The organism is Fulvivirga ligni, from assembly GCF_021389935.1.
Taxonomy (GTDB): Bacteria; Bacteroidota; Bacteroidia; order Cytophagales; family Cyclobacteriaceae; genus Fulvivirga; species Fulvivirga ligni.
The window spans coordinates 5,742,485-5,768,130 of the sequence record NZ_CP089979.1; the positions used below are offsets into that span (position 1 = coordinate 5,742,485).

The following is a 25,646-nucleotide window of genomic DNA, read 5'->3' on the forward strand; positions in this document are numbered from 1 at the left end:
ATGGATAATAAGAGTAAGCTTCCTTTTGGAAAAAAGAATTATAGATTAATGTTAATTGGGCTGGCTGTATTAGTAGTTGGCTTCATCATTATGAGTGTAGATTCAGAGCCTTTCGGCTTCGGATTTTTAGGACTCACCTTAGGTCCTATCACCGTTATGGCCGGATTTATTATTGAGTTAGTAGCTATTCTTCATAATCCAAAAGAGAGTTAATGAGTCTTCTTGAAGCAATTATCCTTGGAATCATCCAGGGACTTACTGAATTTCTACCTGTAAGTAGCAGTGGCCATATTGAGATTGGCGCTTATCTGCTCAACGTTCAGTCAAGTGACAACCTACTTTTCGCGATCATAGTTCACGCAGCTACTGCACTAAGTACGATAGTGATCTTTAGAAAAGATATTATTGAGATCATCAAAGATCTCTTCAAATTTGAATGGAACGAGTCTACTCAATTTGTAGCTAAGATTGCGCTAAGTATGATCCCAGTGGGTATCATTGGCGTGCTATTCGAAGATAAGATCGAGGCCCTTTTCGCTGGAAACATAGCCTTTGTGGCTTTTATGCTACTGATCACTGGTTTTCTTCTTACTATTACCTACTACACAAAAGACGGAACTAAGAAAGTAACATTTGGAAGAGCTATAATTATTGGTCTGGCTCAAGCTATAGCCATTTTGCCCGGGATTTCTCGTTCAGGAACTACCCTAGCCACATCTTTATATTTAGGTGTGGAGAAGTCAAGAGCTACCAGATTCTCATTTCTTATGGTTCTCCCTCCTATTTTAGGGGCAGCATTATTAAAGACATTAGACTTCATAAAAGAGCCCGAGCTGGCTGCTGGTGATATATCAGGAGTTGCTCTCATCGCTGGCTTTATAGCCGCTTTTGTGTCAGGCCTATTAGCTTGCCAGTGGATGATAAGAATTGTAAGACAAGGCAAACTTATCTACTTCGCAGTTTACTGTATCATAGTAGCACTAGTAGTTTTATCAGTCGCTTATTTGTAATGGATAATCAACAACCGGAAGGTTCTGTCATACTCATTGACAAACCATTAGAATGGACATCTTTTGATGTAGTGAAAAAGCTTAGATATGCCCTAAAGGTTAAAAAAATTGGGCATGCCGGTACTCTAGACCCATTAGCCACAGGATTACTCATCTTATGCACTGGTAAAATGACTAAGCAAATAGAAAAGTACCAGGGACAAGAAAAAGAATACACTGGTAAATTCTATTTAGGAAAAACCACCCCTTCTTATGATCTTGAAACTGAAGTGGATAGTGAAACTTCTATTGACCATTTAACATCTGATCAAATCCATCGGGCCACTGAGGCTTTCACCGGAATTATAGAGCAAACCCCACCTATCTACTCTGCAATTAAAGTAGACGGAAAAAGAGCTTATGAAGGAGCACGTAAGGGAGAAGAAGTGAAGCTTAAATCACGAAATGTAGAAGTTAAATCTTTCGAAATTACTGCTATTGACTTGCCTGAAGTGCATTTTAAGATCATATGTTCTAAAGGCACATATATAAGAAGTTTAGCTCACGACTTTGGTCAATCACTTGGAGTTGGCGCTTATCTCTCCGAACTTCGCAGAACAAGAATCGGCGATTTCAAGGTAGAAGACGCCCAAACAATTGAAGAGGCAACAAAAAGGGAATGAAGATATACCACGGCATAGAAGATTTCAAAAAGCTTGATTATGCAGTAGTAACCAGCGGCACATTTGATGGTGTTCACATCGGCCACCAAAAAATTCTAAAACGTATCAATGAAATAGCGAAAGCCAATCAGGGCGAATCGGTTCTGATCACTTTCTGGCCGCACCCCAGATTAGTTTTATACCCTGACGACACTGATCTTAAATTACTCAACACGTTCGAAGAAAAAGCCGAGCTTTTAAAGAAAGAAGGTATTGACCATCTACTAAGAATTCCTTTTACAAAAGAGTTTTCGAATCTTACTTCAGAGGAATTTATCAAAAAAGTTTTAGTAGATACCATCGGCACCAAGAAATTGGTGATTGGATATGATCATAGGTTCGGAAAAAACAGGGAAGGCAGCTTTGAACATTTAAAAGCCAACTCTGGCACATATGGCTTTGAAGTTGAAGAAATCTCCAGACAGGACATTGATAATATTGGCGTAAGCTCCACTAAAATTAGAGAAGCGCTTTCTGAAGGAAATCTGGAAGTAAGCAATGCTCTGCTAGGACGTCCATATAGTCTCAATGGCCGTGTAGTGAAAGGAGAAAAGTTAGGTAGAATGATCGGCTTCCCTACCGCAAACATAGAAGTTGATTTTAGACACAAACTAATACCTGCTGATGGCGCTTATGCTGTACAGGTAAAGTATGCTCATAATTTATATAACGGCATGCTAAACATAGGATACCGCCCCACGGTTTCTGGAACAAGAAGGACTATTGAAGTAAACATATTTGACTTTAACCAGGATATATATGGAGAGTCAATTTTGATTAACTTTATTGGTCGTATAAGAAACGAGATGAAGTTTGCAGATATTGACGCTCTCACCCACCAATTGACGCAGGATAAAATAACAGCTGAAAGAATTTTAAAAACGTGAAACTGTAAACGCTATGAACCCTCAGGAAAATCTAAAGAAATTATGGTCACCCAGTAAAGAATTTATAGAAAACACCAACCTACAGGATTTTACTTCATGGCTCAAACAGCACAAAAACCTGTCATTTAAAGATTACTCTGCCTTATGGCAATGGTCTACTGACCACCTTGAAGATTTTTGGGGTGGCCTTTGGGAATATTTTGACATTATGGGAGGCCATTATGAGTCTGTACTTTCAGGTTACGAAATGCCCTTCTTTAAATGGTTCGAAGGATCGAAGCTAAACTATGCTGAGCACATTTTCAGGTCATACACTGATGAACGACCTGCAATTATTGCCAAGCGAGAAGGTTCCGAGGCGCAAGAAATCTCATGGAAAGAGCTAAGAGAAAAAGTAACAGCGCTCCACTATCAATTAAAAAGCTGGGGAGTAGAATCTGGTGATCGCGTAGTGGCATATGTGCCTAACTGCATAGAAGCTACCATTTCTTTTCTTGCGGTCAACAGTCTTGGTGCTATTTGGTCGAGTTGCTCTCCGGACTTTGGTCTCAGCTCAGTCATAGACAGATTCGAACAAATCCAACCGAAAGTATTAATAGCTGTAGACGGCTATAGATATGGAGGAAAAACCTTCGATAAAACCGAGGTGGTTATTGAATTACAAAGATCACTCACCTCTGTAAAACACACGCTTTTAATTCCATATATCTCAGCCGAAAATCCATCGCTAGAGAACTGCGCATTATGGAATGATATTGCACCAACTACTCAACCGTTCGAATTTACCCGAGTACCGTTTGATCACCCCATATGGGTACTATATTCTTCAGGAACTACAGGAATACCAAAGGCCATCACCCACAGTCAGGGAGGCATTCTCATGGAACACTATAAGTACATGACCTTTCATCAAAACGTGAAACCTGGAGACCGATGCTTTTGGTTCACTACTACCGGTTGGATGATGTGGAACTATATTCAAAGTGCTTTATTATGCGGAGGGACGGTAATTCTATACGACGGCAGCCCAGCTTGGCCAAAAATTGATGCATTATGGGAGCTAGCTCAAGAGCTCAAAATAACTCACTTGGGCACCAGTGCGGGCTATATTGTAGCCAATATGAAAGAGAAAATTAGACTAAGTGAGAAATATGATTTATCAGCTCTGGTATCGATAGGCTCAACTGGTTCTCCCCTTCCTCCTGAAGGTTTTGATTATGTTTACGATCATATAAAATCTGACATTTGGCTCACTTCTATGAGTGGTGGTACAGATGTATGTAGTGCTTTTGTAGGGGGCATTCCCACATGGCCAGTTTATGTAGGAGAAATACAGGGAAGAGCTTTAGGCTGCTTGCTTGAAGCATATAGCCCAGAGGGAAAACCTGTGGAAGACGAAGTAGGTGAAATGGTTATTTCTAAACCTATGCCCAGCATGCCGGTCTTTTTCTGGAATGATGATAATTATGAAAAATACCAAAGCAGCTATTTTGAAATGTTTCCAGGAAAGTGGAGACATGGCGATTGGATTAAAATAACACCACGTGAGGGTATCATCATTTTTGGGAGGTCAGATGCCACACTTAATAGAGGCGGAGTCAGAATAGGTACCAGTGAAATTTACAGAGCAGTAGATCACATCCCAGAGATTAAGGACAGCTTAATCATCTGCATTGAAAAGAAATCAGGTGACTTTTACATGCCACTATTCGTGGTTCCCCAAGATAACCAGACTCTGACCCCAGAGCTTAAGAAAAAAATTAATTCGACAATAAGAAGTCATTATTCTCCAAGGCATGTACCTGATGAAATCATAGCTGTGAAAGATGTTCCTTATACCATTAGTGGAAAGAAAACTGAAGCCCCGGTAAAAAAGGTGCTGATGGGTATGGATATCAAATCTGCTATGAATAAGGATGCCCTAAGAAATCCTGAATCAATGGATTTTTTCATTAATCTATCTCAAGAATTGAAGGAGGATTAAAGCATATGCATACCTTTGTAGTTTGATAAAACAAAATATAGATGAAGAAGTCAGAAATCAATTTCACTGTAGAGTTAGATGCAGATAATATACCTGAGAGAATAAAATGGGATGCTACAGAAAAGCCTGATGGTCAGATTGACGATACTAAAAGCATAAGCGTTTCTTTATGGGACGATGTTCAGAAAAATACTATGCGTATAGATTTATGGACTAAAGATATGCCTGTAGACGAAATGAAAAGATTTTACGTTGACTGCCTGGGTGGAATGGCTCAGACTATTTTAAGAAGCACTGGTGACGAATTTATGTCAACAGAAATCAATGATCTTTGCGAAAAACTAGTGGAACATCTTAAAAGAGAGGCAGAAGGAAACTAAACTGCCAGTATTAAAAATCCGCAACCGTTTCCGAAAAAATATTATGCATGCTTAATATTTAAGAGAAATTCTTGTACATTGAGTTAGATTTAGCTGAGCTACACCCCTCAGCTATTTTTTCTCATGATAACCTATCATTAACTCAATGACTATGAAAAAAATTTTTACTCAGGGAATACTTCTCATTCTCTGCTTTTTAGGGAGTATTCATTTCTCTTTGGCACAAAGCACCACTATATCAGGTAAGGTAACTGATGGTGAAACAGGTGATCCTTTGGCCGGTGTAAACATTATTGTAAAAGGTAAGGTAATTGGTACCATCACATCTACAGATGGTAGTTATTCTTTAACAGTGAATGAAGCCCCTCCTTTTACATTAGTATATTCATTTATCGGATATTCTTCTCAGGAAAAAGAAGTGACAGGAGGAGTCTCCACTATAGACATTTCACTTACATCCGGTACTATGCTAGGCCAGGAGGTGGTGGTATCTGCATCCAGGGTCGAAGAAAACATTCTGGAATCTCCTGTTTCCATTGAAAAAATGGACATCAGAGCGATTCAGGAAACTGCAGCCCCAAGTTTCTACGATGCCATTGCCAATCTAAAAGGTATAGATGTAAGTACTCAAAGTATGACTTTTAAATCAATTAACCCTCGGGGTTTTGGTGCCAATGGTAATAATAGAATTGTTCAGCTTATAGACGGTATCGATAACCAAGCTCCAGGACTTAACTTCCCTGTGGGAAATATCGTGGGTATAAGTGATTTGGATTTGGAGAGTGTGGAAATACTTCCAGGTGCCGCCTCTGCATTATATGGGCCTAATGCTATCCAGGGTATAATACTTATGAATAGTAAAAGTCCTTTTGAATATCAAGGACTTAGCGCCATGGCTAAAGTGGGTGTAAACCATGTTGATGGTGAAGACGATGATATGTCAGTGTATAATGACTATTCATTCCGCTATGCAAAGGCTTTTAACAATAAGTTCGCTTTCAAAGTAACCGCTTCATATTTAAGAGCTAACGACTTCAGAGCGGTAGATTACAGAGACCAAAGCAACATTGTAGAAACTAGTGCTAACTATGATCCAAGCCAGCCTGGATACAGAGATAACAATAGAGTTTATGATGGAGTAAACGTATATGGTGAGCCTTTAGTAAACTTAGGTAGCGTAGCTGATGGCGTAATTGCAGGAGGCGGCGCAACCGGTGCTCAAATTGCAGCAATAAGACCTTTAATTCCTAATGGTGAAGAGGGAAACTTCACTCCACTAGGATTCTCTGAAAGAGAGTTTGCTGACAATACTACTGAAAGTTTAAAATTTGGTGCGGCTTTGCATTACAGACTTACTGATGAATTAGAGCTAATTGGCCAATATAACATTGGATTTGGTAGTACGGTGTACACCGCAAATGACAGATTCGTTCTTGATGACTTTTCTATCTGGACAGGTAAATTAGAACTTAGAGGATCTAACTTCTTCTTAAGAGCATATACCACACAAGAAGATGCTGGAGACAGCTATGCAGCTAACACTCTAGCTTCTCTCATCAATGCTGAAACTTATATACCAGCTTATTTCCAAAACTGGGTTGGTGCTCGTACGTCAGGTCAATCTGTTGAAGCGTCTCATCAATACGCAAGAGCTAATACTGATAGATTAACCGTTGGTTCTGCAGAATATAATGAAGCCTTTGATAGATTAAGAGAAACACCAATTTCTGAAGGTGGAGCTAGATTCCTGGACGAAACAAGCCTCTATCATGTAGAGGGTATGTATAACTTTGCCAATCAGATCAAATTCGCTGAAATCATTGTTGGGGGTAACTACAGACAATATTCACTAAGCTCTGGAGGAACCTTATTTGCTCTGGAAAATATTGATTCAGGTGATGAATTCGGAATCAGCGAATTTGGCGGATACATTCAAGTGAAAAAATCAGTTGCCGATGAGAGGTTAGATTTAACTGGCTCAATGAGATATGACAAAAATGAGTATTTCGACGGACAGATATCACCAAGACTATCAGCTGTTTACTCCTTAGGTGAAAAGAAAAACCACAATCTTAGAGCTTCTTATCAAAGAGGATTTAGAATACCTACCACACAAGATCAATTTATCAATCTTGATGTAGTAAGCAGAAGGTTAGTAGGTAGTAATGAGTCTTTGGTAGATCAGTTCAATTTCAGAACAAATTCAGTTTATAACCTAAAAGACATTCAGGCAGTAAGAAACGGTGAGATGTCAATCGATCAGCTTCAGCCATGGGATGATTTTGAATTTGAAACAGAGAAAGTGAGCACTTATGAATTGGGCTACAAGAGCTTAATTAGCAATAAGCTAATGGTAGATGCTTATTACTATTATAGTAGCTATACAGACTTTATCACAGAGGTTGATCTCATTCAAACAGCTAGCGGAAACACTAATACAGGAGGAGCTACACCTTTATATTCTGGCCCTGCAGCATCAAAGCAAGAAATTGTAGATGGTTCTGTCGCTACAGCAAGATATGGCTTTGACGTTAATTCTGATGAAACAGTGAATGCTCAAGGCTTTGCTATTGGAGTTGATTACTCTTTACCAAAAGGATACCAAATAGGTGGTAACGTAGCTTACAATGAATTAATTAATGCTGATGAATTACAAGAGAAGGGCTTTAATGCATTCTTCAATACACCTGAATGGAGATACAACATTAAATTTGCTAACAGAAGAGTAACTGACCATTTTGGATTTTCTGTTAACTACAGGTGGCAAGATGCATTCTTCTGGGAAGCTTCGTTTGGAGAGGGTGTAATCCCTGCATTTGGAACAGTTGACGCTCAGGTGAGCTACAAGCTACCAAGCCTTAAGTCTACCCTAAAATTAGGAGGATCTAACATTCTTAATAAGAGGTATACTACTTCATTTGGCAACCCAAGAGTTGGTGGTATTTACTACCTAAGCTTAACGTTTGACCAATTTTTCAACTAATTAATAATTGAGAAAATGAAAAACATTAAAAATATTGCTATTGCTACAATGGCAGCCACACTCATTTTTTCTTGCGACACGGAAGAAGATTTGATCGAAAAAAGGATTCAAGATAATACCATAGAGATAAGCTATTCAAGTGGAGACGCAGACTTCTCAAATTATATTTCGTTGGGAAATTCTCTGACAGCGGGTTTAATGGATGCGGCCTTATACACTGAAGGCCAAAACAGTTCATTTCCAAATATCATTGGTAACCAGTTGATTAAGGCCGGTTTTAGTTCAGAATTTAATCAGCCAGATATTAATGCTGTGAATGGTTATAATATCAGTTTGAATAGTGACCCTCAAACTGCCACATTTGGAAAGTTTATTCTGGATACATCAATTCCAGGTCCGGTACCCACAACACCTGGAGATGTAATAACAGCCTTCGGTGGCGATAAGACATCCCTTAATAACTTTGGTGTTCCTGGAGCTAGAACAGCAGACTTACTAACTCCAGCATTAGCTGCTAACGGATTTTATGCAAGATTTGCTACTGTACCTGGTCAATCAACCGTATTAGGTGATGCATTGGCTACTGATCCAACTTTCTTCACTTTATGGATAGGGAACAATGATGTGCTTAACTACGCTTCAAGCGGTGGTGTTGGAGATGCTCCTCTTGCATTCTATTCCCAATCACAATTTACTGCAGACTATTCATCAATCATTGGACAATTGGCAGGTAAAGGAGCAAAAGGAGTTGTGATAAACATACCTCCAGTCCTTTTGATTCCATATTTCAGGGCTGTGCCTTACAATCCCGTTCCATTGGATGAAGCCACGGCAGGACAGTTAAATGCAGGTTATGCAGAATATAACGGAGGTCTCCAGTTAGCTAAAATGGGTGGCTTCATCGATGAGGCGGAAGCTGAAAGACGTACTATCACTTTTGCAGCTGGTCAGAATGCCTTTGTAATGGTAGATGAAGATTTAACGGATTTATCAGCATTAGGACTTCCAAACTATCGTCAGACAGAACCCACTGATTTAGTTCCACTACCTACTTCTACTGCACTACAAAGTGGTATAGGTACCCAGCAACCTGCTGGGGATCAGTATGTACTTACGCTAGAGGAACAAACTGCAATTATTACAGCAAGGGCAACCTATAATGGAGTAATCCAAGGTATAGCTGCTTCGGTTGATGGGGTGGATATGTTTGACATTCAGCCTTTATTCGCTGATCTTGCCGGTCTTACGCCTGAACTTGCCGCCCAGCTAGCGCTATCAACGGAAGCTCAAGCTGCATCTGATGGAGTACAAGGAATCTCTTATGAAAGCGTTACCATAGCTCCTGATTTCAGCCCCTCTGGATTGTTTTCAACGGATGGCATACATCCTAACCCACGTGGTCATGCCATCTTAGCAAACTATCTGATCGACTTCATTAATGAAAAGCATGATTCCAATATTCCAAAAGTTAATTCCACAACATATAGGACAGTGTTATTCCAATAAGGAGTCTTAGTTATACACAAAAGAGCCCTCACCCAAAAAGTGAGGGCTTTTTGTTTATAAAGCGGAAAAAACATGCATGGAGGAACTAATGATACGGCATATTAATTAAGGAGTAGGCTATTCTTTCAATCCAATAAAATATTAAGAGAAGTTAATATTACATCTTCTAATATCTCAGTAGCCAAATTGATATCTTAATTATTAATGACAGGAAACACCAAAATTCCATCAGTCCCTTCAAGCTTTGAAGAAATAGTCGAATCACTGGAAGATATGATCTATGAACTGGATCATGCCGGGTGTTTTAAATATGCCAATAATAGTTTAGCCAAGTACTCTGGATACTCGAAAGAAGAGCTTAAGAAAATAAGGTATTTTGATATTGTAAAGGAAGACCAAAGAAATGACCTGGTTCAATTCTACAAACGCCAAAGAGATACCAAAACCAAAGACTCATATTACGAGTTTGCCATGGTGGCCAAAGATGGCAGCCTCATTTGGGTAGGTCAGAATGTAAGGATGATTTTTCAAGATGATATCGTTCTATCCATTCGGGCTGTGGCCAGAAACATTAATCAACTGAAAGTTACTGAAGATAAGCTGAAGCATAACGAGAGTCAACTAGACGAGCTGCTGGCTCATATAGACCTCTTCAACCAGATCACCTTATCTAATCACATTAATGATACCGAGCAGATCAATAGAGCCATAGAAATATTGGCTACCTATTTTAACATGCCTTTGGCTGTGATCAGCAAAATAGAAAATAATATACTAGAGGTCATTGATTCTTACGCCACACACCCGAGTATGGCCATTGATAAAAATAAGATCTATGACTTAAATGATACATATTGCCATATCCCCTACCAAGAGAAGAAGATAGTAACCATTGAAAATATTTCTGCCTCCAACCACACGATCAGACCTGGGATTGCAGATTTTAAAATAGAATGTTTTATAGGAGTACCAATATGGGTCAATGGCATGTGTTATGGCACCTTTAGTTTACTTTCTCCAGATAAAAGACCTCTCCCCTTCAACAAGAGAGAAATTGAGTTTATTTGGCTTGTATGTAACTGGCTAGGTAATACCATTGAAAAGTTAGCCTATGAAACTCAGCTACAAAAGCAATCAGCTCTACTTAGCCAGGCTCAATCCATGGCTAATATAGGTCACTGGGAGATTGATTTAATTAAAAACACTATGTTCTGGTCGAGCATAACCAAGCAAATTCATGATGTATCGCTAGATTATATACCAACACTGGAAAAAAGTATCGACTTCTACGATGAGCAGTCAAAGCCCATTATGAAAGAGCTACTTTCCAGAGCCATCAAAACTGGTGAAGGTTGGGATATTAAATTAGGAATTATCTCAGCCAAAAAAAATCGGACCTGGGTACGTTCCATTGGCACTGTAGAATGGAAGGGAGATCATGCAGTAAAAATTGTTGGTGTCTTCCAGGATTTCACCAGAGAAAAAGTGCAGGAAGAAGAACTTCTATATGCTAAGGAAGAGGCAGAAAAAGCTTCCCAGGCAAAGGCCGACTTTCTTTCGGTGATGAGTCATGAAATACGTACACCGCTGAATGCAGTAATAGGCCTGAGCCATATTCTACTAGAAGAGGAGCCTCAAAAACATCAGCTGGAGAATTTAAATACCTTGAAATTTTCTGCTGAAAATCTGCTGGCCTTAATTAATGACATCCTCGATTTTAATAAAATAGAGGCTGGCAAGGTGTCTCTTGAGTTAATAGATTTTAATCTTTTAAATATACTTAATGGCATAAAGCAATCTTTGGTTTTAAGGGCTAAGAAGCAAAAGGTGGATATCCACCTACGGATCGATCCTAAAGTTCCGGAGTATGTAGTGGGTGATTCCACCAGGCTCAGTCAAATTCTCAATAACCTTTCGGGTAATGCCATTAAGTTCACCAATGAAGGTTCCATTACTCTATCCGCCCATGTTACCGAAGATCATGGTGATACCGTAGACATTGAATTTTCAGTGAAAGACACTGGTATTGGTATAGCTCCTGATAAGATCAATAACATTTTTGATCAGTTTACACAAGCTGAGAAAGAAACCACCAGAAAGTATGGCGGCACTGGTCTGGGCCTAGCTATCACAAAAAAACTGACTCATCTCATGAACAGCGAAATAAAGGTAGATAGCACACTTGGAGAAGGCTCTAATTTTCATTTTACCATAAGTTTTAGAAAGAGCGATTATGGTATTCAGAAAGAGTCTTTCAATAATTCTGAAGATATTGATGCCCAGTTAAAGGACCTGAAGGTTTTGCTGGTTGAAGACAACATGATCAATCAGATGGTGGCTATGAAGTTTCTTAGAATGTGGGGAATAGCCGTAGACCAGGCTGAAAATGGTAAAGAAGCACTTTACATGGTGGCCAACAATGCGTATGACCTGATTTTGATGGATTTGCAAATGCCTGAAATGGATGGTTATACCGCTAGCCGACAGATTAGAAGAATGAGTGAGAAGCATGAAGAGATACCTATCATTGCGCTTACTGCCTCAGCCCTTTCAGATATTCGGACAGATGTTATGAACGCCGGGATGAATGACTTCGTATCTAAACCATTTAATCCCAGAGACCTGCAAGAGAAAATATTATTTAATATTAACAGAGAGTTTAGACAACCGCCACTTACCGAAACTACAAAGGCTCCAGCAAAACCCCAGTTTATTAATTTAAATAAGCTAGAAGCCCTGGCGGACAAGAATATTCCTCTAATGATCAAGCTATTACAAACCTTTATCATAGAATTAGGGAAGTTTAGAGATCAGTATATTAAGGCATTAGTTAATAAAGACCTCGAGGATATTGAAGCCACTCACCATAGAATATTGCCTACCTTAAAAATGCTGGAAATCAGGCTACTAGATGAGCAGATCAATAAAGGCAGAGAGCTTCTTCAAGACAAAAAGTATGATAAAAAAGCTGCTAATAACAATGCTAGAAATGTAAAGCAGCTCAGCAACACTATTATTGATCTGTGTGAAAAAAGATTAAAGGCCCTTATATAAGGACCTTTTTCAAGATTGCTTCTGTGATCATATAAGTAGGCTTCACCCCTTCTAATCCAAGACTACCTGAAGCCAAAGTGCTTCCCGTAACCAACGGATTATCAGATGCATAGTAGGCGTACCTCACTTTTACATTCTCATCTATACTTTTTCTTATTCTGGCAGCAGATTGTATTGCCTTTTGATAATGGGCACCTTCCATTTCAAGACCCACCGCATTCCAAGTAGAGGTAAGGAAGTGGTTAAGTACATCTCTGTTTTGTAAAGAGGTACCTAGCACGGTGATCATTGTTCCTACATAAGTAGAAATCTTACCCTTAAACTCATCCGGATCCAGATCATTCTCGATTGGATAGTTATCTGCAGTACCTTCAAAAACATGTGCTGTTGGCAACATAATATCACTCTTGTTTCCTGTAAGGATACCTGCTTTACCCATAATAGAAACAGACTTAATATTTAAATCATGAACCTTTGTACCTTCTTCATAAGGCTTTAGCAATTCGTCCATACACTCAAATGCCTGCTCGCCAAAAGCATAATCCATTACGATAAGAACCGGAGGCTCAATCATAGATGCCGGCCTGATGGCTTTTGGCAATTTCTCCAAATCAAATTTCTCCAGGTCAAAAATCTGTACAGAAAGATTAGTTCCTGACTGATCCTGAATTTCATGCATACCATGTTCAAGAGCATGTTCATGAATGCTCCTTCTCATATCACCATTCTCTTCTTTACTAGTAAGTGTGGCCAGTTCTTCTAAGGAAGAGAAGTTTTCATCTTCTAAAGCACTCTCTCCATAAATAGCGTTGAGGAAACTGTGCAGGTTGGCACTAATAATATGGATTGGCCTTTTATGCAAGCCTTTTCCATGGATATAAGATTTAATTTTCCTTGCCCATTTCTCACCATAAATATGATGACCAATGATCTCTCTGAGCTTAGAGCTAAATGTAATTTCTTTATCAAGCCCCTCAAGAGCTTCATTTATAGCTGTTTGGCCTAACCAATAAACCAAATGGTAAAGGCTATTACAGTTTTTACAGCTATTAAATTTCTCAATAGCCACTTGTGTTTCTTTGATGGTTCTACCCAGGAAGTTACTCAGGTAAACAGCAGCCTTTTTCTCGTCAAACTCCTCTCCTGCCTCTTCAAGTTTTACTATTTCTTCCAGACGATACCAGTCATCTATAATCCTTCCTTTTTGATCTAAAGAGTGGTTTTTAATTTTCTCGCCTTCAATGAATAAGAATGTAAGGTGGGTAAGAATATCATAAATATCACTCTTCCCTCTGGTCATTTCTATGTACATTCTTTCCTCATCTATTCGGAAGCAGTTTCTTCGTCTTTTCACAGGAATCATAGCCACATGCCCAGCCTCCTCGTAACCTTCTCTGGCCACAAGCTTAATGAACCGACATTCTTCTATGCCTTTCGGCAATCTTTCAATTACATATAATAATCCATCTAATTCCACCTTGCTTGGGTCTGCCACCGTACCGTATATTTCCGGCTTCAGTGTATAAAGTGCCTCAATCAGTGACTTACCTGAAACCCCTAATGGCTTATAACTTCCTCTAATGAGAAAATGCCTCATGGTGATATATAATCTTTCTATGGCTGCGCGCGATTCTCTTGTTCTTTCTTTTGATCCTGTCATAGCTAATAATTCATCTTTAACGAAACTACTTAAAATTCCACTAGATCACTCTATGAAACCTTAAAAGCATGCAAAGTTAATAATGCCGTAATTCTTTGGCATTGTTTTTAAAGTTAATAGCGCATGGAACCAACAATTATTTACCCCAGCAAGTCTAGAAGTGACATTCAACATATAGAAAGCATCGCTAATTTATTAGATAGCAAATTCACCATTCCCGGCACCAAAATTAGATTTGGACTAGATCCTATACTCAGCCTATTTCCAGTGGCCGGTGATCTTATTACCTTTCTCATCAGTGGTATGCTCGTGTGGCACATGTCTAACCATGGAGCCAGCCAAAAGGTGGTAGTGAAAATGGTAAGAAACATTGCTCTCGACACCCTGATAGGTGCCATACCTATTGTAGGAACCGTATTTGATGTATTCTACCGATCTAATAATAAGAACGTTAAGCTCTTAAAGGAATACTATGAAGAAGGGAAGCACCAGGGATCCGGTAAAGGAATAATTACCACATGGTTAATTATCGGGAGCATAGTTTTACTGATCGTATTATTCGCCGTAGTGAAATTAATGGTAGAATTCTTCGAATGGTTATTCTAAACCCAGCTCTTCTCTTTCAGGTGAGCAATAGCTTCTTTAGAATGTTCCATTACGAGAAAATCTATTGGTAGTTTAGCTCCAATAGCTTCCACTTCCTTTAGTCTTTCATCACCATCTACATGCCTTATGTAGATGGCTTTCACCTGCTTGGGGTATTTTTCATATATCGAAGCATAAATTTCAGGATCCTTTTGTCCGCTATCTCCTATGAGTATAAATGGTAGCTCAGGATACATAGCAAGAATATCTTCAATATAGCCGATCTTATATTTATCGGTACTGTGCTTGAACCACTTATCGTTATCTAAACCCAGATTTCTCAATAAAAACGGGGCCTTTGGAATATTATGATGCTTACAGAATTTAACCAGCAAATCATAAAGGTTATAAGAGCTACCGGAGATGAAAAACAACGGATTCTTATTCTCTTTAACGATTAGATTATAAAGCTCTTCTACCCCTTTAAATGGCGTTCTGCTTTCAGAATTATACTTTAAGAGCGTGTATATCTTCTTTAGTGAGTTAGTAGCATGCGACTGAATAATAGTATCATCAACATCGGATATAACACCAAAATCAGCTTCCTGATTACAAACCAATATTTCGCCCCTGGCCGATTTCATAAAGTCTAAATCAAACGGCATAGACTCAATCTCCAGGATCACCTCATTCCAACCGTTTTCCAAATCTCCCTGCTCATGGTGCATGCAAAGTTCGAAGTAACCGTCTTCATCTGCATAGGTATGTGCCTGATTGCCAGCCATAGTAGCGCTAATCTGCACATGCGGAATCTCATCACTTTCATAGCGAGATACTATCTTTTTCAGATTCGTCCAAAGGCTATCACTTTCCTCATGATCATCATGAATAATAGGCTTCTTCTCCATCACCCGGCCTCGTATCAGACTTTTCTCGCCATTGCTATAACCCAAAAAAGGATATATTATGACTTTATCAAACAAGCCAAGCTTCTCTTTAGCACTTAGCTTTGCTTCATCTAACTTATTTTCGAATTGGTTGGCCTTTGCTTTCTTACTCATATTCTTTCAACACACCAAGTACGTGGATGTTTGACTATGTGGAAGCCACTATTCAATTATGAGGTAGTATTTTCCCATTAGGTAACATTAAAATATAAAGATTTCACAGAGGAGAGAGATTATGACACATGGTTTGGAAGGATCTGAACTTCTGCTCAGTAGTCTCTCTGTATAGATTACAATAAAAAAAATTAAAATACTTTTTTCACCCATAAATTAGGGCAGTGTTCAAGTTGAAAAAGTGATTTTTCATTACAATTTCCAAGATCATATTCATGCGTTTGTAAGTAAAAACACCTACAAAATTAGGTAAAAACACCTACTATAATACCGGAATCAATTATAGAAAAAAAGCTTTATTTTACGTAAATTCATAGAAAAGGCAGTGTATGGATGGACCTTATAATTCAATAAATCTCCCAGAGAACCAATCAGAATCGTCAAGATCTGAGTTGATGCAATCAAATATTGTGAAAGACAAAATCCAATACATATTAGAAAACACACTACAGCGTGAAACTTACAAAAAGCTAGGTTCGGTAGATGAAAAAGTAGCCTTTTTCAAAGAGCACTTTATTTTGAGAGACCATGAGTCAAAGCATCTACTAAGTTATTTCGATTGCAAGCACGCAGAGGATTTTGTAGATCAGGTTGAAAAAATGATTCTTGATATAGAAAGTGAAACTGCCTAGTCCTTCTTGCTCCTATCCTCGATCTGTTTTAAATCAATAAAAAAACCGCATCAAAATAATGCGGCTTAGTTTCTCTTTATGAAGTTTACATCTTAACTCATAACGTGAGCACCATCACTGATATTCACATCATAAAAGTCTATATCAATATCAAACTTAGCTTTATACTGAGCTGATAATTCTTTTTTAAAGGTTTCTCTGTATTCGTTCTTCACAATATTGATAGTGCAGCCGCCGAAACCACCACCCATCATTCTTGAGCCTTTTACCTCCTCTTTTTCATTGGCAAAATCAGCCATAAAATCTATCTCCGGACAAGTGATTTCATACTCAGTTTTCATAGCATGCTGAGCTGAAGCCAAAATATCAGAAACTTCATCCAAATCATGTCTTTTCAAGGCATCACAAAAGTTTTCTACTCTTTCATTCTCTTCTACCACATACTTGCATCGCAAATAAACCACACTGTCAAACTCTGCTTTATGCTCCTCTAACATTTCCATAGTAACATCTCGCAAAGAAGTTACTTGTGGGTAATGCTTTTTAAGAATTGCCACACCTTCCTCACACTGTGCTCTGCGCACATTATATTCAGAGCTTGCCAAGTTATGACTCACATTGCTATTGCAGAGTAAAAGGCTGTAGGCATTTAATTCCAAAGGAAAGTAATCATACTCTAGAGAACGACAATCCAGCAGTATTACCTGATCCTCTTTGCCCATGGTGCTAGCAAACTGATCCATAATTCCACACATTACACCTACATAATTATGCTCAGCTTTCTGAGATGCTTTAATCAATTCTTCTTTAGAAAGGTTTAGATCAAATAATGTATTCAAACCTATAGCCGTACCACACTCTAATGCCGCTGAAGAAGACATACCTGCACCTTGAGGAAGATCACCGCTGAAAACCATGTTAAAACCTTCTACTTCGGCTCCCAATCCAATCAACTCTGAGGAAGTGCCTATGATGTAGTTATACCACTGCTGCTCTACCTTGAAAGTGGGCTGTTTTATATCAAAACTAAAATCCTCCTGCTGATCTACTGATACTAACCTTGAAGTATCGCCTTCGCTTTTACCAAAGGCCATGTAAATTCCTTTATCTACGGCTGCAGGAAGTACAAATCCCAAGTTATAATCAGTGTGCTCACCTATTAAATTAATACGTCCTGGTGATCTCACAATGAGCTGAGGAGCCTCACCAAACTCTTTTTCATAAGTAGATTTAATTTTTTCTAGTATTGTTGGATTCATGAGTGTAGTTTTAACAATTATAGCCAATATTAGCAATTTAAAGCTGAAACCCAATTATTTTAAACGTATTTTTTACGCTTATTTTTTAAAACCGTTTTTCACGCGTAGTTTAAAGATCAACAAAATTAATGACTATGTATAATGCCGACCAGATGTGGGTAGCGATTGACTGCCTGGTATTTGGATATGATGTACAAGAAGAAAAATTAAAAGTCTTACTGTTCAAAAGAAAAATAGAACCCTTCGCGGGTCAGTGGTCACTTATAGGTGGCCTGGTGCACTATGGTGAAGATATTTACTCATGTGCTGAGCGTGTACTTAAAGAGTTTACCGGCTTGGAAAATGTATTTCTAGAGCAACTACACACCTACGGAAAGGCCCAAAGAGATCCGGGAGGTAGAGTAATTTCTATACTTTATTGGAGCTTGATTAAACTAGATCAGCTTTTTAAAGATATAGCGCAGGCGCACGGTGCAAAATGGTTTGATGTAGATAAACTACCAGAAATGATTTTGGACCACCCCAGAATGGTGGAAAATGGAAAGGACAAACTTAAATTTCAGGCTAAGAATGCGCCTTTGGGATTTGAATTGCTGCCTGAAAACTTCACCATGCCGCAATTACTACAATTGTATCAAGCCATTTATGGTCAACCGTTAGATGATAGGAACTTTAGAAAGAAGATTTTATCTACCAAACTTTTGGTAAAGCAAGATAAGAAGGATAAATCCGGATCAAAGAAAGGGGCCTTTTTCTACCAATTTGATAAAGAGAAATATCAAGAGCTAAGAGATAAGGGCTATCATATAGAATTTGCCTTGAAGTAAAGCATTATCTGATATCCATTACACACCTAAACCCAGTATGGTTAAGCCCTGAATCCCGGCTAGATTTCATTCGTCGGGCTACACGGTATCCGCTACAGTAGCTGTCATTGCAAAGAAAAGAGCCTCCACGCATGACATATTTAGGCACTAAAGGCTCATCTGGATCAAAGGATTCTCTAGGTCCGGTAGGGTTGGAAGCCAATCCCTCATTTTTCATAGCCTGATAAGTATTTACATGATATTTATCTGAGCACCATTCCCATACATTTCCCGCCATATCATATAAACCATAACCATTCGCTGGGTAAGACTTTACGGGTGCAGATTCTTCATACCCATCTTCCTTGCGGTTTTCGTATGGGAAAAACCCTTGCCAGAAATTCGCTTTATCATAAGCCTTCTCTACGGATACATTACCCCAAGGGTATTTTACGTCATCTAGTCCACCCATTGAAGCCCACTCCCACTCTGCCTCTGTTGGTAATCTCTTTCCGGCCCATTGGGCATAAGCCTGAGCGTCCTCCCAGGCAACATGCACTACGGGATAATTCATTTTATCTTCAATATCACTTCCCGGCCCATGCGGATGTTGCCAGTTGGCTCCAATTACCCATTTCCACCAAAGAGAATAGTTGGTTAAGTCTACTGGCCCATCTGTGGATTGAAATACCAGGGAGCCGGCCTTCAGTAAGGAATCTGCTGGTTTTGGCGTGCCGGGTGCAAGTTGACCTTTCAGCTCTTCCCAATCAATGTCTCGCTCTGCAATAGTTTTATATCCGGTGGCGTCAACAAATGCTTTAAATTCAGCATTGGTCACTTCCGTTTCATCCATGAAGAAGGCTGAAACCTGAACATCATGTCTTGGAAATTCATCTTTATCTGCCTGATCTGACTTACCACCCATCTCAAAAGTACCGTTGGGAATAAATACCATCCCTTCTGGAACCGAGTCTGGCTTTATGACTTTTTTGTTCTGTGCGTGTTGACTTATCGTATTGTGCTTACTTTCTTTCTTTTCATTAGTGCTACAAGAAAGAAGTAATACAGATATGCTAATTAGTGCAAGAATCTTACTCATATTCCAAAACTATCAAACAGCTGGCTTATACTTAAAGATTTACACTGGTTTTATCAGATAGCTTTTGAAGCGCAATGGCATAGGCTCCTAATGCAATGGCCTTACTGGTACCCAACCTGGATTTACCAATGGGTATTCTTTTATCCGCCATGTAAGTGACCTTTCGACCTGAGAATGGCACTTCTACTTCTTTCACATTATCTCGAAGGAATTTTTTAAGAAGGTCTGGCTGTTCCACATCATAAACCTTAGAGGCCAATCTCGGCATTTGATCGCCACTGACGTTTTCAATAGTTCCATTCATGTGCTGAAGAATTTTATCAGCTATTAATGAATAAGCACCTGAGATTCCTCCTCCAATTACAATTACCCCATCAATCAAGGTGATGGCATTAGCCAGTGATTCGGCTATGGCAATGGCCATTTCATCAAATGCAAACAAAGCAGCCTCCTGATCACCTTCAGTTTTACCTGTGGCAATGTCATAAATATCTTTTGGGGTATGCAGTTCTTCGATTCCCGTTTTCTCGGAATAAACGCGCTGTACCGCTCTTATACTCACTCCTTCTTCGGCTGTAAGCCTGGTATTCTTAAAGTTACGCATCGCCCAGATTTCTCCAGCGGCAGAGTTATCCCCTTCACAAAGTTGGTTATTCACCACTATTCCTCCACCAAATCCGGTGCCCAGGGTGATGCCAAGCAAGTTTTGATATTTCTTACTGATACCCTCATTACACAATTGCTCATTGATATAAGGGAGAAATCCAGCCATAGCTTCTCCATAAGCAAACAGATCACCATCATTACTAATAAAGGCTGGTATTTTAAAATGATCTTCCAACATAGGACCCAGCGCTACTCCACCGCGAAAGGCCGGTAAGTTGGCTAAGTCACCAATTACACCAGATTTATAGTCTGAAGGCCCCGGAAAGGCAAAACTAATGGCTGCCGGCTCATTTGGAAGCGCCGCCTTCACCTGTTCGAATCCTTTTATTAGGGTTTTGAGACATAGCTCCAGATTTAGAGCATTTGAAGGCAATACGATATCCTTCACCACTTGTTCTCCATATTGAATAGCAGAAAAAACAAAATTTGTCCCCCCTGCATCCAGAGTCATCACCGTCCTGTCATCATGAGATATGTCCATCAGAGTAGTTGCTTTTCAAAGGTTAATGTAAACTAGACCCAAATTTAATCAAAAAATCGATTTAGCATGAATAATTTTATACAACTTCACTCCACAGAAACCTCTATGAGGCAAAATGATTTTAATAATGGTATATTTGGGTTATATTGAAGTAACATGAAGAAAGACAAATTCTCTATTAAGGACATTGCAACCAGCTTAAACATTTCAAAAACTACTGTTTCATTTATTTTAAATGGAAAAGCCAAGGAAAAAAGAATAAGCGAGGCTTTGGTAGAAAAAGTGTTAAAATTTGTGGACGAAGTTGGGTACACGCCTAACCAATTTGCCCAGAGCTTACGTACTGGTAAAACGAAAATACTCGGATTGATGGTAGAAGATATCAGCAACCAGTTTTTTGCCAGCATAGCCAAGCAAATAGAGGAAAAAGCATATGAGCATGGTTATAAAATCATCTATTGCAGTACCGAAAACAACAGTCAAAAAGCACAGGAATTTCTTCAGATGTTTCACCGCTTAGGTGTAGATGGCTACATCATTACTCCTACTCTAGCCCTTACTGATGATATTAAAAAATTGGTAGATGGTGGTGAAAACATCATTTTGCTAGATAGAAATATTGAAAGTATTGAGGTAGACTATGTGATGGTAAACAATGACCATAGTACCTACGAAGGTACCAAGCACCTGATAACAAATGGGTACAGAAAAATAGCCTTTGTAACCATACAGTCTAACCAGCCACAAATGCTCAGCCGTAAAGAAGGTTACGAGCGTGCTATGACGGACTATGCCCTAAAACCTGTCACCCATGCCATCCCATTCCGACAGGACTATGTAGAGTCAGTAGAGGATTTAAAGAAAATTTTCCAAAAGGAATCAGACATCGATGCTATCCTTTTCGGCACTAACTACTTGGGAGTGAGCGGACTAGAAGCCATCGCACAGCTTGACCTTAAGATCCCAGAAGATTTGGCCGTGGTCTCTTTTGATGATAATGACCTTTTTAGAGTAAGTAAGCCATCCATTACAGCCATAGCTCAACCTATAGATACAATCTCTGAAACTATCATTGGTAAATTATTAGAGAAAATAGACAGCAAGGATAAGAATAATGGCAGCGAAGGCACCTTCCTTCCTACCAAGCTGATCATCCGGGAATCATCTGCCAAAAAATAAGACATTTTACAGGTTAGCGTTCCAACGATCTTTCAAGATAAAGGGTCATATTAAATGAACGCTAAATTAACCTAGAATGCAAACTCATAGTCTCAGATCATATTTAATGATCTGTTCAATATTATTTATCTCATTGTCTCTTACGGCTTGTCTTGACACTGATGATCCTACAATTGATTATACTCCCGTAAGTGGCATTGCCATATATCAGGGTGTGCCTGATGTATCGATGACCATTAAGCTTGATAGTCAGAAAATTTCTACCTCTGAGTTTAAATTTGGCAGCTATTCTAACTACTACCGCTACGAAGCCGGCACCAGAAAATTTGAATTTTTGAATTTCAGTAATAATGATTCACTTACCAGCTTAACCTACTTCTTCGATGAAGGTAAATTTTATTCTATTTATCTCACAGGTGAAGATGACGACATAAGACCTTTATTGCTTAAAGATGAAGCTATTGAAGACGGACAAGGAAAGGCCATTATCAGATTTGTAAATCTTATCCCTGATGCTGATCGCTTAAGCCTAAAGATCAAGGCTGATGAGAGTAATTTATACAACAACGTGGTGTTCAGAGGCTACACTTCCTTTGCTCCTGTCGATAGTCAACCAGCGATTTTTGAAGTATTGAATGAAAATGATGAAGTTGTAGCCACCGCTACCAGCACTCAGCTCTTAGTAGGAAAGTATTACACTATTATTTGCCAGGGCTATGAAAATCCTGAAGATGACCAACCTGAAGCAAGCATTAAAATCTTGACTAATAGCTAAGTGTACACAAAGATTATAGCACGATCGAGGGGGCAGGCATTATGTTTGCTCCCTTTTTCATTATGAAATATCTAGCAATCATAACCGCCCTGTTCATCACATCGGCATGCACCTCTAAAAAAGATATTAGTGGATGCTATGAAGGTAATATTAAAAAAGACACTGTAGCGCTAACTTTAAACACAGATGAGCAGTATACAGGAACTTTAACCTATAACTTCTTTGAAAAAGATGATAACACAGGAACTGTAAAAGGTGAGCTGCACGGTGACTCCCTGCTTCTCATGGATTATACTCATAATTCTGAAGGCCAAGAATCTGTTAGGCAAGTAGCTTTTATCATTAATTCTGATGGAAGCCTTACCGAGGCGCATGGTGAGATGATCAACGAAGGAGAGAAGTTAATATTTAAGGATAAATCTCAATTAAATTCAGAACATTCCTTTACTTTAAGAAAAAAAGACTGCGAATGATTCTCATTCTGTATGCATCTGTTGCAGATCCTATAGAAACCCAGGTATTTGATCATTATTTCTTTCAACTGAACAGTACTGACCAACATCGTGTAAAGCGGTTCATACGCTGGCAAGATGCTCATGCCACCTTGGGAGGGCGAATCTTATTAAAATTAGGGGCTGAGCAACTTGGCATCACTAACCTTCAATTATCTGATCTTCAGGCCACAAAGAATGGAAAGCCCTTCTTAAAAGAGCTACAATTCAACATTTCACACTCCGGAGATTATGTGGTTTGTGCTTTATCTCTAGCCACTGGTATGGGTGTGGATATAGAACAAGCCAAGCCCATGTCATTCGAAGATTTTCATAGGCAATTCACACCTAGCGAATGGAATAAAATAAATAATCAACCTGAGACTTTCTTTGAACACTGGTGCGCTAAGGAGGCCTTTATTAAGTTGGAAGGGAGAGGTCTTGAAATACCATTAACTCAAGTAGAGCTCAAGGGAAATGAAATATTCTATGATGGTGTTGCCCATCCAGTACAATTCTTTAATCACCTTGATGGTTATAAAATGGCTATGGTAACGGAAGAAGTAGAGGCATTTGAGCTAAAAGAAATCGATTTTAACGATCTTCGCAAGTCAATTAAACATCAATAAACAAGTACACGTTAACTTGTTAATAATACAAATCAACAAACCATGAGAAAGATATTACTCTTCATATTTCTGGCATTACCAGTAGCTATGACTCTGGCCGCCCATAACGAGCCAGGAGATAAAGATAAGCCATCTAAAAAAGCTGAACTTAAAATGCCTGCGGGATTCACAGCTTCAATAATGGCTGAAAACATAGGTCAGGCAAGACATATTGCCGTAACACAATCCGGCCAGGTGTATGTAAAACTCAATAGACCTGTGAATGGTAAAGGTATATTATTACTGGATGACAAAGACAAAGATGGGACCATGGAAACTGTCATGTCTTTTGGAAACTATGGAGGCACAGGCATCTACCTGGACAACAACTATTTATACGCTTCATCTAATAGTGAGGTATTTAGATATAAGCTTGATAAAAATCAGGTGGTGACTAACCCTGATTCTCCGGAGAAAATTGTAACTGGCTTGAAAGATAAGAGACAGCACAACTCAAAATCTATAGTACTAGATGGCGCCGGCAATATCTATGTAAATATAGGTGCTTACTCTAATGCCTGCCAGGAAAAAGACCGAACTAAAGGATCTCCAGGTATGGAGCCATGCCCCATTCTTGATTCTGCTGGTGGCATCTGGCAGTTTAAGGCTGACCAGCTTGACCAGTCTTATGGTGAAGGCACGCGATATGCTACCGGCCTAAGAAATGTAGTAGGACTTGACTGGAACAAGGAAACGAACAGCCTTTTCGTGACGCAACACGGCAGAGATCAGCTTCATGATCTATTCCCAGAAATGTATACCACAGAACAATCAGCGGTTTTACCAGCGGAAACTTTGTACGAAATGGAAAAGGGTGACGATGCCGGTTGGCCATATGTTTACTATGATCAGATACAAAAGAAGAAAATTTTGGCTCCTGAGTTTGGTGGTGATGGTAAAAAAACCGGAGCTAAGAATGCTATTGATCCTGCTTTAGCCTTTCCCGGGCACTTAGCACCTAATGGCCTAGTATTCTACACAGGTGATCAGTTCCCTGAAAAATATCAAAACGGCGCATTTATAGCTTTCCATGGCTCATGGAACAGAGCTCCTGAGCCTCAGGAAGGATATTATGTAGTATTTGCTCCATTTAAAAATGGGAAGCCTACCGGAGAATGGGAAGTATTTGCTGATGGTTTTGCAGGTGCAGATAATATAGCTTCTCCTGGTGATGCTAAGCACCGCCCATGTGGACTTGCCATAGGACCAGATGGCTCCCTTTATGTATCGGACGATGTGAAAGGCAATATTTATAAAATTGAATACAAGAAATAAACGAATGAAGAGAAATATAGGATTTACCGCTGTAGTAGCGCTTTTTGGCCTATTAATATTAACAGCTATGAAAACTCATCCTCAGCAAGAAGGAGGCTTAGAGAAGAGTATAGCAAGGGGAAAATTGGTTTATGAGCAAAACTGTCTTTCTTGCCATCAGGCAAATGGTGGTGGAGTGCCGAACATTGCACCCACACTAAGCCAGACCACCTACGTGTTGGAAGATAAAAAGAAGTTGATCCATATTGTTTTAGATGGGTTTAATGAAGATGTAGAGATTAACGGTATGTATTTCTCTAACCCGATGCCTTCTTTTGATGCACTATCTGATCAGCAAGTGGCTGATGTGCTTACTTATATTAGAAACAATTTTGAGAACAAAGCTGAAGCTATTACAACCGCCGAAGTGAAAGCTGAAAGAGGAAAGTAACCTCAATTATAATA

Annotated in this window: 23 protein-coding genes; 18 read left to right on the forward strand and 5 right to left on the reverse strand. The window is 39.2% G+C overall.

Annotated elements, in window-relative coordinates; genetic code table 11:
* The 9 genes from LVD16_RS24295 (at window position 1) to LVD16_RS24335 (ending at window position 12,505) form a co-directional block, all read left to right on the forward strand.
* A complete protein-coding gene (locus LVD16_RS24295; RefSeq protein ID WP_233770900.1) occupies window positions 1-213 on the forward strand; it encodes a DUF3098 domain-containing protein in 213 nt (70 codons plus the stop codon).
* On the forward strand, window positions 213-1,010 hold the full coding sequence (locus LVD16_RS24300) for an undecaprenyl-diphosphate phosphatase (RefSeq protein WP_233770901.1): 798 nt from the start codon (window positions 213-215) through the stop codon (window positions 1,008-1,010). Before LVD16_RS24295 ends, LVD16_RS24300 begins: the two co-directional genes overlap by 1 nt.
* Window positions 1,010-1,672: a tRNA pseudouridine(55) synthase TruB gene (gene truB / locus LVD16_RS24305; RefSeq protein WP_233770902.1), complete on the forward strand. Its 663-nt coding sequence runs from the start codon at window positions 1,010-1,012 to the stop codon at window positions 1,670-1,672. Before LVD16_RS24300 ends, truB begins: the two co-directional genes overlap by 1 nt.
* On the forward strand, window positions 1,669-2,598 hold the full coding sequence (locus tag LVD16_RS24310; protein WP_233770903.1) for a bifunctional riboflavin kinase/FAD synthetase: 930 nt from the start codon (window positions 1,669-1,671) through the stop codon (window positions 2,596-2,598). Before truB ends, LVD16_RS24310 begins: the two co-directional genes overlap by 4 nt.
* 13 nt (window positions 2,599-2,611) lie before the next feature.
* A complete protein-coding gene (locus LVD16_RS24315; protein ID WP_233770904.1) occupies window positions 2,612-4,582 on the forward strand; it encodes an acetoacetate--CoA ligase in 1,971 nt (656 codons plus the stop codon).
* Between the two features lie 41 nt (window positions 4,583-4,623).
* Entirely contained in the window at window positions 4,624-4,962 is a 339-nt protein-coding gene (gene gldC / locus LVD16_RS24320) for a gliding motility protein GldC (RefSeq protein WP_233770905.1), read from the forward strand.
* 151 nt (window positions 4,963-5,113) lie between these two features.
* Window positions 5,114-7,945: a TonB-dependent receptor gene (locus LVD16_RS24325; protein WP_233770906.1), complete on the forward strand. Its 2,832-nt coding sequence runs from the start codon at window positions 5,114-5,116 to the stop codon at window positions 7,943-7,945.
* Window positions 7,946-7,960: 15 nt separating this feature from the next.
* Window positions 7,961-9,451, forward strand: coding sequence for an SGNH/GDSL hydrolase family protein (locus tag LVD16_RS24330; RefSeq protein ID WP_233770907.1), 1,491 nt, complete (start codon window positions 7,961-7,963; stop codon window positions 9,449-9,451).
* A gap of 204 nt (window positions 9,452-9,655) precedes the next feature.
* Entirely contained in the window at window positions 9,656-12,505 is a 2,850-nt protein-coding gene (locus LVD16_RS24335; RefSeq protein ID WP_233770908.1) for a response regulator, read from the forward strand.
* Here LVD16_RS24335 and LVD16_RS24340 read toward each other — a convergent pair.
* The gene (locus LVD16_RS24340; protein WP_233770909.1) at window positions 12,498-14,165 is read right to left on the reverse strand and encodes a DUF6909 family protein; all 1,668 of its coding nucleotides are present in this window, start codon (window positions 14,163-14,165) and stop codon (window positions 12,498-12,500) included. The genes LVD16_RS24335 and LVD16_RS24340 overlap by 8 nt on opposite strands.
* Before the next feature lie 123 nt (window positions 14,166-14,288).
* Between LVD16_RS24340 and LVD16_RS24345 the strand changes: the two genes are divergently transcribed.
* Window positions 14,289-14,771: a DUF4112 domain-containing protein gene (locus LVD16_RS24345; protein WP_233770910.1), complete on the forward strand. Its 483-nt coding sequence runs from the start codon at window positions 14,289-14,291 to the stop codon at window positions 14,769-14,771.
* Here LVD16_RS24345 and LVD16_RS24350 read toward each other — a convergent pair.
* On the reverse strand, window positions 14,768-15,811 hold the full coding sequence (locus tag LVD16_RS24350; RefSeq protein WP_233770911.1) for an App1 family protein phosphatidate phosphatase: 1,044 nt from the start codon (window positions 15,809-15,811) through the stop codon (window positions 14,768-14,770). The two genes, LVD16_RS24345 and LVD16_RS24350, sit on opposite strands and share 4 nt — an antisense overlap.
* Before the next feature lie 455 nt (window positions 15,812-16,266).
* Between LVD16_RS24350 and LVD16_RS24355 the strand changes: the two genes are divergently transcribed.
* Window positions 16,267-16,503, forward strand: coding sequence for a hypothetical protein (locus tag LVD16_RS24355; RefSeq protein WP_233770912.1), 237 nt, complete (start codon window positions 16,267-16,269; stop codon window positions 16,501-16,503).
* Between the two features lie 92 nt (window positions 16,504-16,595).
* On the opposite strand, the gene galK is transcribed toward LVD16_RS24355, so the two are convergent.
* Window positions 16,596-17,762, reverse strand: coding sequence for a galactokinase (gene galK, locus LVD16_RS24360; RefSeq protein ID WP_233770913.1), 1,167 nt, complete (start codon window positions 17,760-17,762; stop codon window positions 16,596-16,598).
* Between the two features lie 134 nt (window positions 17,763-17,896).
* Here galK and LVD16_RS24365 point away from each other — a divergent pair, with 134 nt between their 5' ends.
* Window positions 17,897-18,589, forward strand: coding sequence for an NUDIX hydrolase (locus tag LVD16_RS24365; RefSeq protein WP_233770914.1), 693 nt, complete (start codon window positions 17,897-17,899; stop codon window positions 18,587-18,589).
* Window positions 18,590-18,593: 4 nt separating this feature from the next.
* Here the strand turns inward: LVD16_RS24365 and LVD16_RS24370 are convergent, their stop codons facing one another.
* Window positions 18,594-19,667 (reverse strand): formylglycine-generating enzyme family protein, encoded by a 1,074-nt coding sequence (locus LVD16_RS24370; protein WP_233770915.1) that lies wholly within the window; start codon window positions 19,665-19,667, stop codon window positions 18,594-18,596.
* Between the two features lie 31 nt (window positions 19,668-19,698).
* On the reverse strand, window positions 19,699-20,814 hold the full coding sequence (locus tag LVD16_RS24375) for an ROK family protein (protein WP_233770916.1): 1,116 nt from the start codon (window positions 20,812-20,814) through the stop codon (window positions 19,699-19,701).
* A gap of 156 nt (window positions 20,815-20,970) precedes the next feature.
* Between LVD16_RS24375 and LVD16_RS24380 the strand changes: the two genes are divergently transcribed.
* The 6 genes from LVD16_RS24380 to LVD16_RS24405 all read left to right on the forward strand — a co-directional run bounded on the left by LVD16_RS24380 (window position 20,971) and on the right by LVD16_RS24405 (window position 25,632).
* Complete coding sequence (locus LVD16_RS24380; protein ID WP_233770917.1) at window positions 20,971-21,993, forward strand: LacI family DNA-binding transcriptional regulator; 1,023 nt, start codon at window positions 20,971-20,973, stop codon at window positions 21,991-21,993.
* Window positions 21,994-22,099: 106 nt separating this feature from the next.
* Window positions 22,100-22,768 carry a DUF4397 domain-containing protein gene (locus LVD16_RS24385; RefSeq protein ID WP_233770918.1) on the forward strand — a complete coding sequence of 223 codons (669 nt, stop codon included), beginning with the start codon at window positions 22,100-22,102 and terminating at the stop codon, window positions 22,766-22,768.
* 62 nt (window positions 22,769-22,830) lie between these two features.
* Window positions 22,831-23,241 (forward strand): hypothetical protein, encoded by a 411-nt coding sequence (locus LVD16_RS24390; RefSeq protein WP_233770919.1) that lies wholly within the window; start codon window positions 22,831-22,833, stop codon window positions 23,239-23,241.
* The gene (locus LVD16_RS24395; protein WP_233770920.1) at window positions 23,238-23,888 is read left to right on the forward strand and encodes a 4'-phosphopantetheinyl transferase family protein; all 651 of its coding nucleotides are present in this window, start codon (window positions 23,238-23,240) and stop codon (window positions 23,886-23,888) included. Before LVD16_RS24390 ends, LVD16_RS24395 begins: the two co-directional genes overlap by 4 nt.
* Window positions 23,889-23,930: 42 nt before the next feature.
* On the forward strand, window positions 23,931-25,202 hold the full coding sequence (locus LVD16_RS24400) for a PQQ-dependent sugar dehydrogenase (RefSeq protein ID WP_233770921.1): 1,272 nt from the start codon (window positions 23,931-23,933) through the stop codon (window positions 25,200-25,202).
* Window positions 25,203-25,206: 4 nt separating this feature from the next.
* Window positions 25,207-25,632 (forward strand): c-type cytochrome, encoded by a 426-nt coding sequence (locus LVD16_RS24405; RefSeq protein ID WP_233770922.1) that lies wholly within the window; start codon window positions 25,207-25,209, stop codon window positions 25,630-25,632.
* Window positions 25,633-25,646: the final 14 nt, after the last annotated feature.

Coding starts and splice junctions, on each gene's coding strand:
- LVD16_RS24340 (WP_233770909.1), bottom strand. CDS start 14,165: ATGACAGGATCAAAAGAAAGAACAAGAGAATCGCGCGCAGCCATAGAA.
- LVD16_RS24400 (WP_233770921.1), top strand. CDS start 23,931: ATGAGAAAGATATTACTCTTCATATTTCTGGCATTACCAGTAGCTATG.
- LVD16_RS24335 (WP_233770908.1), top strand. CDS start 9,656: ATGACAGGAAACACCAAAATTCCATCAGTCCCTTCAAGCTTTGAAGAA.
- galK (WP_233770913.1), bottom strand. CDS start 17,762: ATGAATCCAACAATACTAGAAAAAATTAAATCTACTTATGAAAAAGAG.
- truB (WP_233770902.1), top strand. CDS start 1,010: ATGGATAATCAACAACCGGAAGGTTCTGTCATACTCATTGACAAACCA.
- LVD16_RS24345 (WP_233770910.1), top strand. CDS start 14,289: ATGGAACCAACAATTATTTACCCCAGCAAGTCTAGAAGTGACATTCAA.
- LVD16_RS24300 (WP_233770901.1), top strand. CDS start 213: ATGAGTCTTCTTGAAGCAATTATCCTTGGAATCATCCAGGGACTTACT.
- LVD16_RS24325 (WP_233770906.1), top strand. CDS start 5,114: ATGAAAAAAATTTTTACTCAGGGAATACTTCTCATTCTCTGCTTTTTA.
- LVD16_RS24370 (WP_233770915.1), bottom strand. CDS start 19,667: ATGAGTAAGATTCTTGCACTAATTAGCATATCTGTATTACTTCTTTCT.
- LVD16_RS24395 (WP_233770920.1), top strand. CDS start 23,238: ATGATTCTCATTCTGTATGCATCTGTTGCAGATCCTATAGAAACCCAG.
- gldC (WP_233770905.1), top strand. CDS start 4,624: ATGAAGAAGTCAGAAATCAATTTCACTGTAGAGTTAGATGCAGATAAT.
- LVD16_RS24365 (WP_233770914.1), top strand. CDS start 17,897: ATGTATAATGCCGACCAGATGTGGGTAGCGATTGACTGCCTGGTATTT.
- LVD16_RS24310 (WP_233770903.1), top strand. CDS start 1,669: ATGAAGATATACCACGGCATAGAAGATTTCAAAAAGCTTGATTATGCA.
- LVD16_RS24315 (WP_233770904.1), top strand. CDS start 2,612: ATGAACCCTCAGGAAAATCTAAAGAAATTATGGTCACCCAGTAAAGAA.
- LVD16_RS24330 (WP_233770907.1), top strand. CDS start 7,961: ATGAAAAACATTAAAAATATTGCTATTGCTACAATGGCAGCCACACTC.
- LVD16_RS24380 (WP_233770917.1), top strand. CDS start 20,971: ATGAAGAAAGACAAATTCTCTATTAAGGACATTGCAACCAGCTTAAAC.
- LVD16_RS24390 (WP_233770919.1), top strand. CDS start 22,831: ATGAAATATCTAGCAATCATAACCGCCCTGTTCATCACATCGGCATGC.
- LVD16_RS24385 (WP_233770918.1), top strand. CDS start 22,100: ATGATCTGTTCAATATTATTTATCTCATTGTCTCTTACGGCTTGTCTT.
- LVD16_RS24375 (WP_233770916.1), bottom strand. CDS start 20,814: ATGGACATATCTCATGATGACAGGACGGTGATGACTCTGGATGCAGGG.
- LVD16_RS24355 (WP_233770912.1), top strand. CDS start 16,267: ATGCAATCAAATATTGTGAAAGACAAAATCCAATACATATTAGAAAAC.
- LVD16_RS24405 (WP_233770922.1), top strand. CDS start 25,207: ATGAAGAGAAATATAGGATTTACCGCTGTAGTAGCGCTTTTTGGCCTA.
- LVD16_RS24295 (WP_233770900.1), top strand. CDS start 1: ATGGATAATAAGAGTAAGCTTCCTTTTGGAAAAAAGAATTATAGATTA.
- LVD16_RS24350 (WP_233770911.1), bottom strand. CDS start 15,811: ATGAGTAAGAAAGCAAAGGCCAACCAATTCGAAAATAAGTTAGATGAA.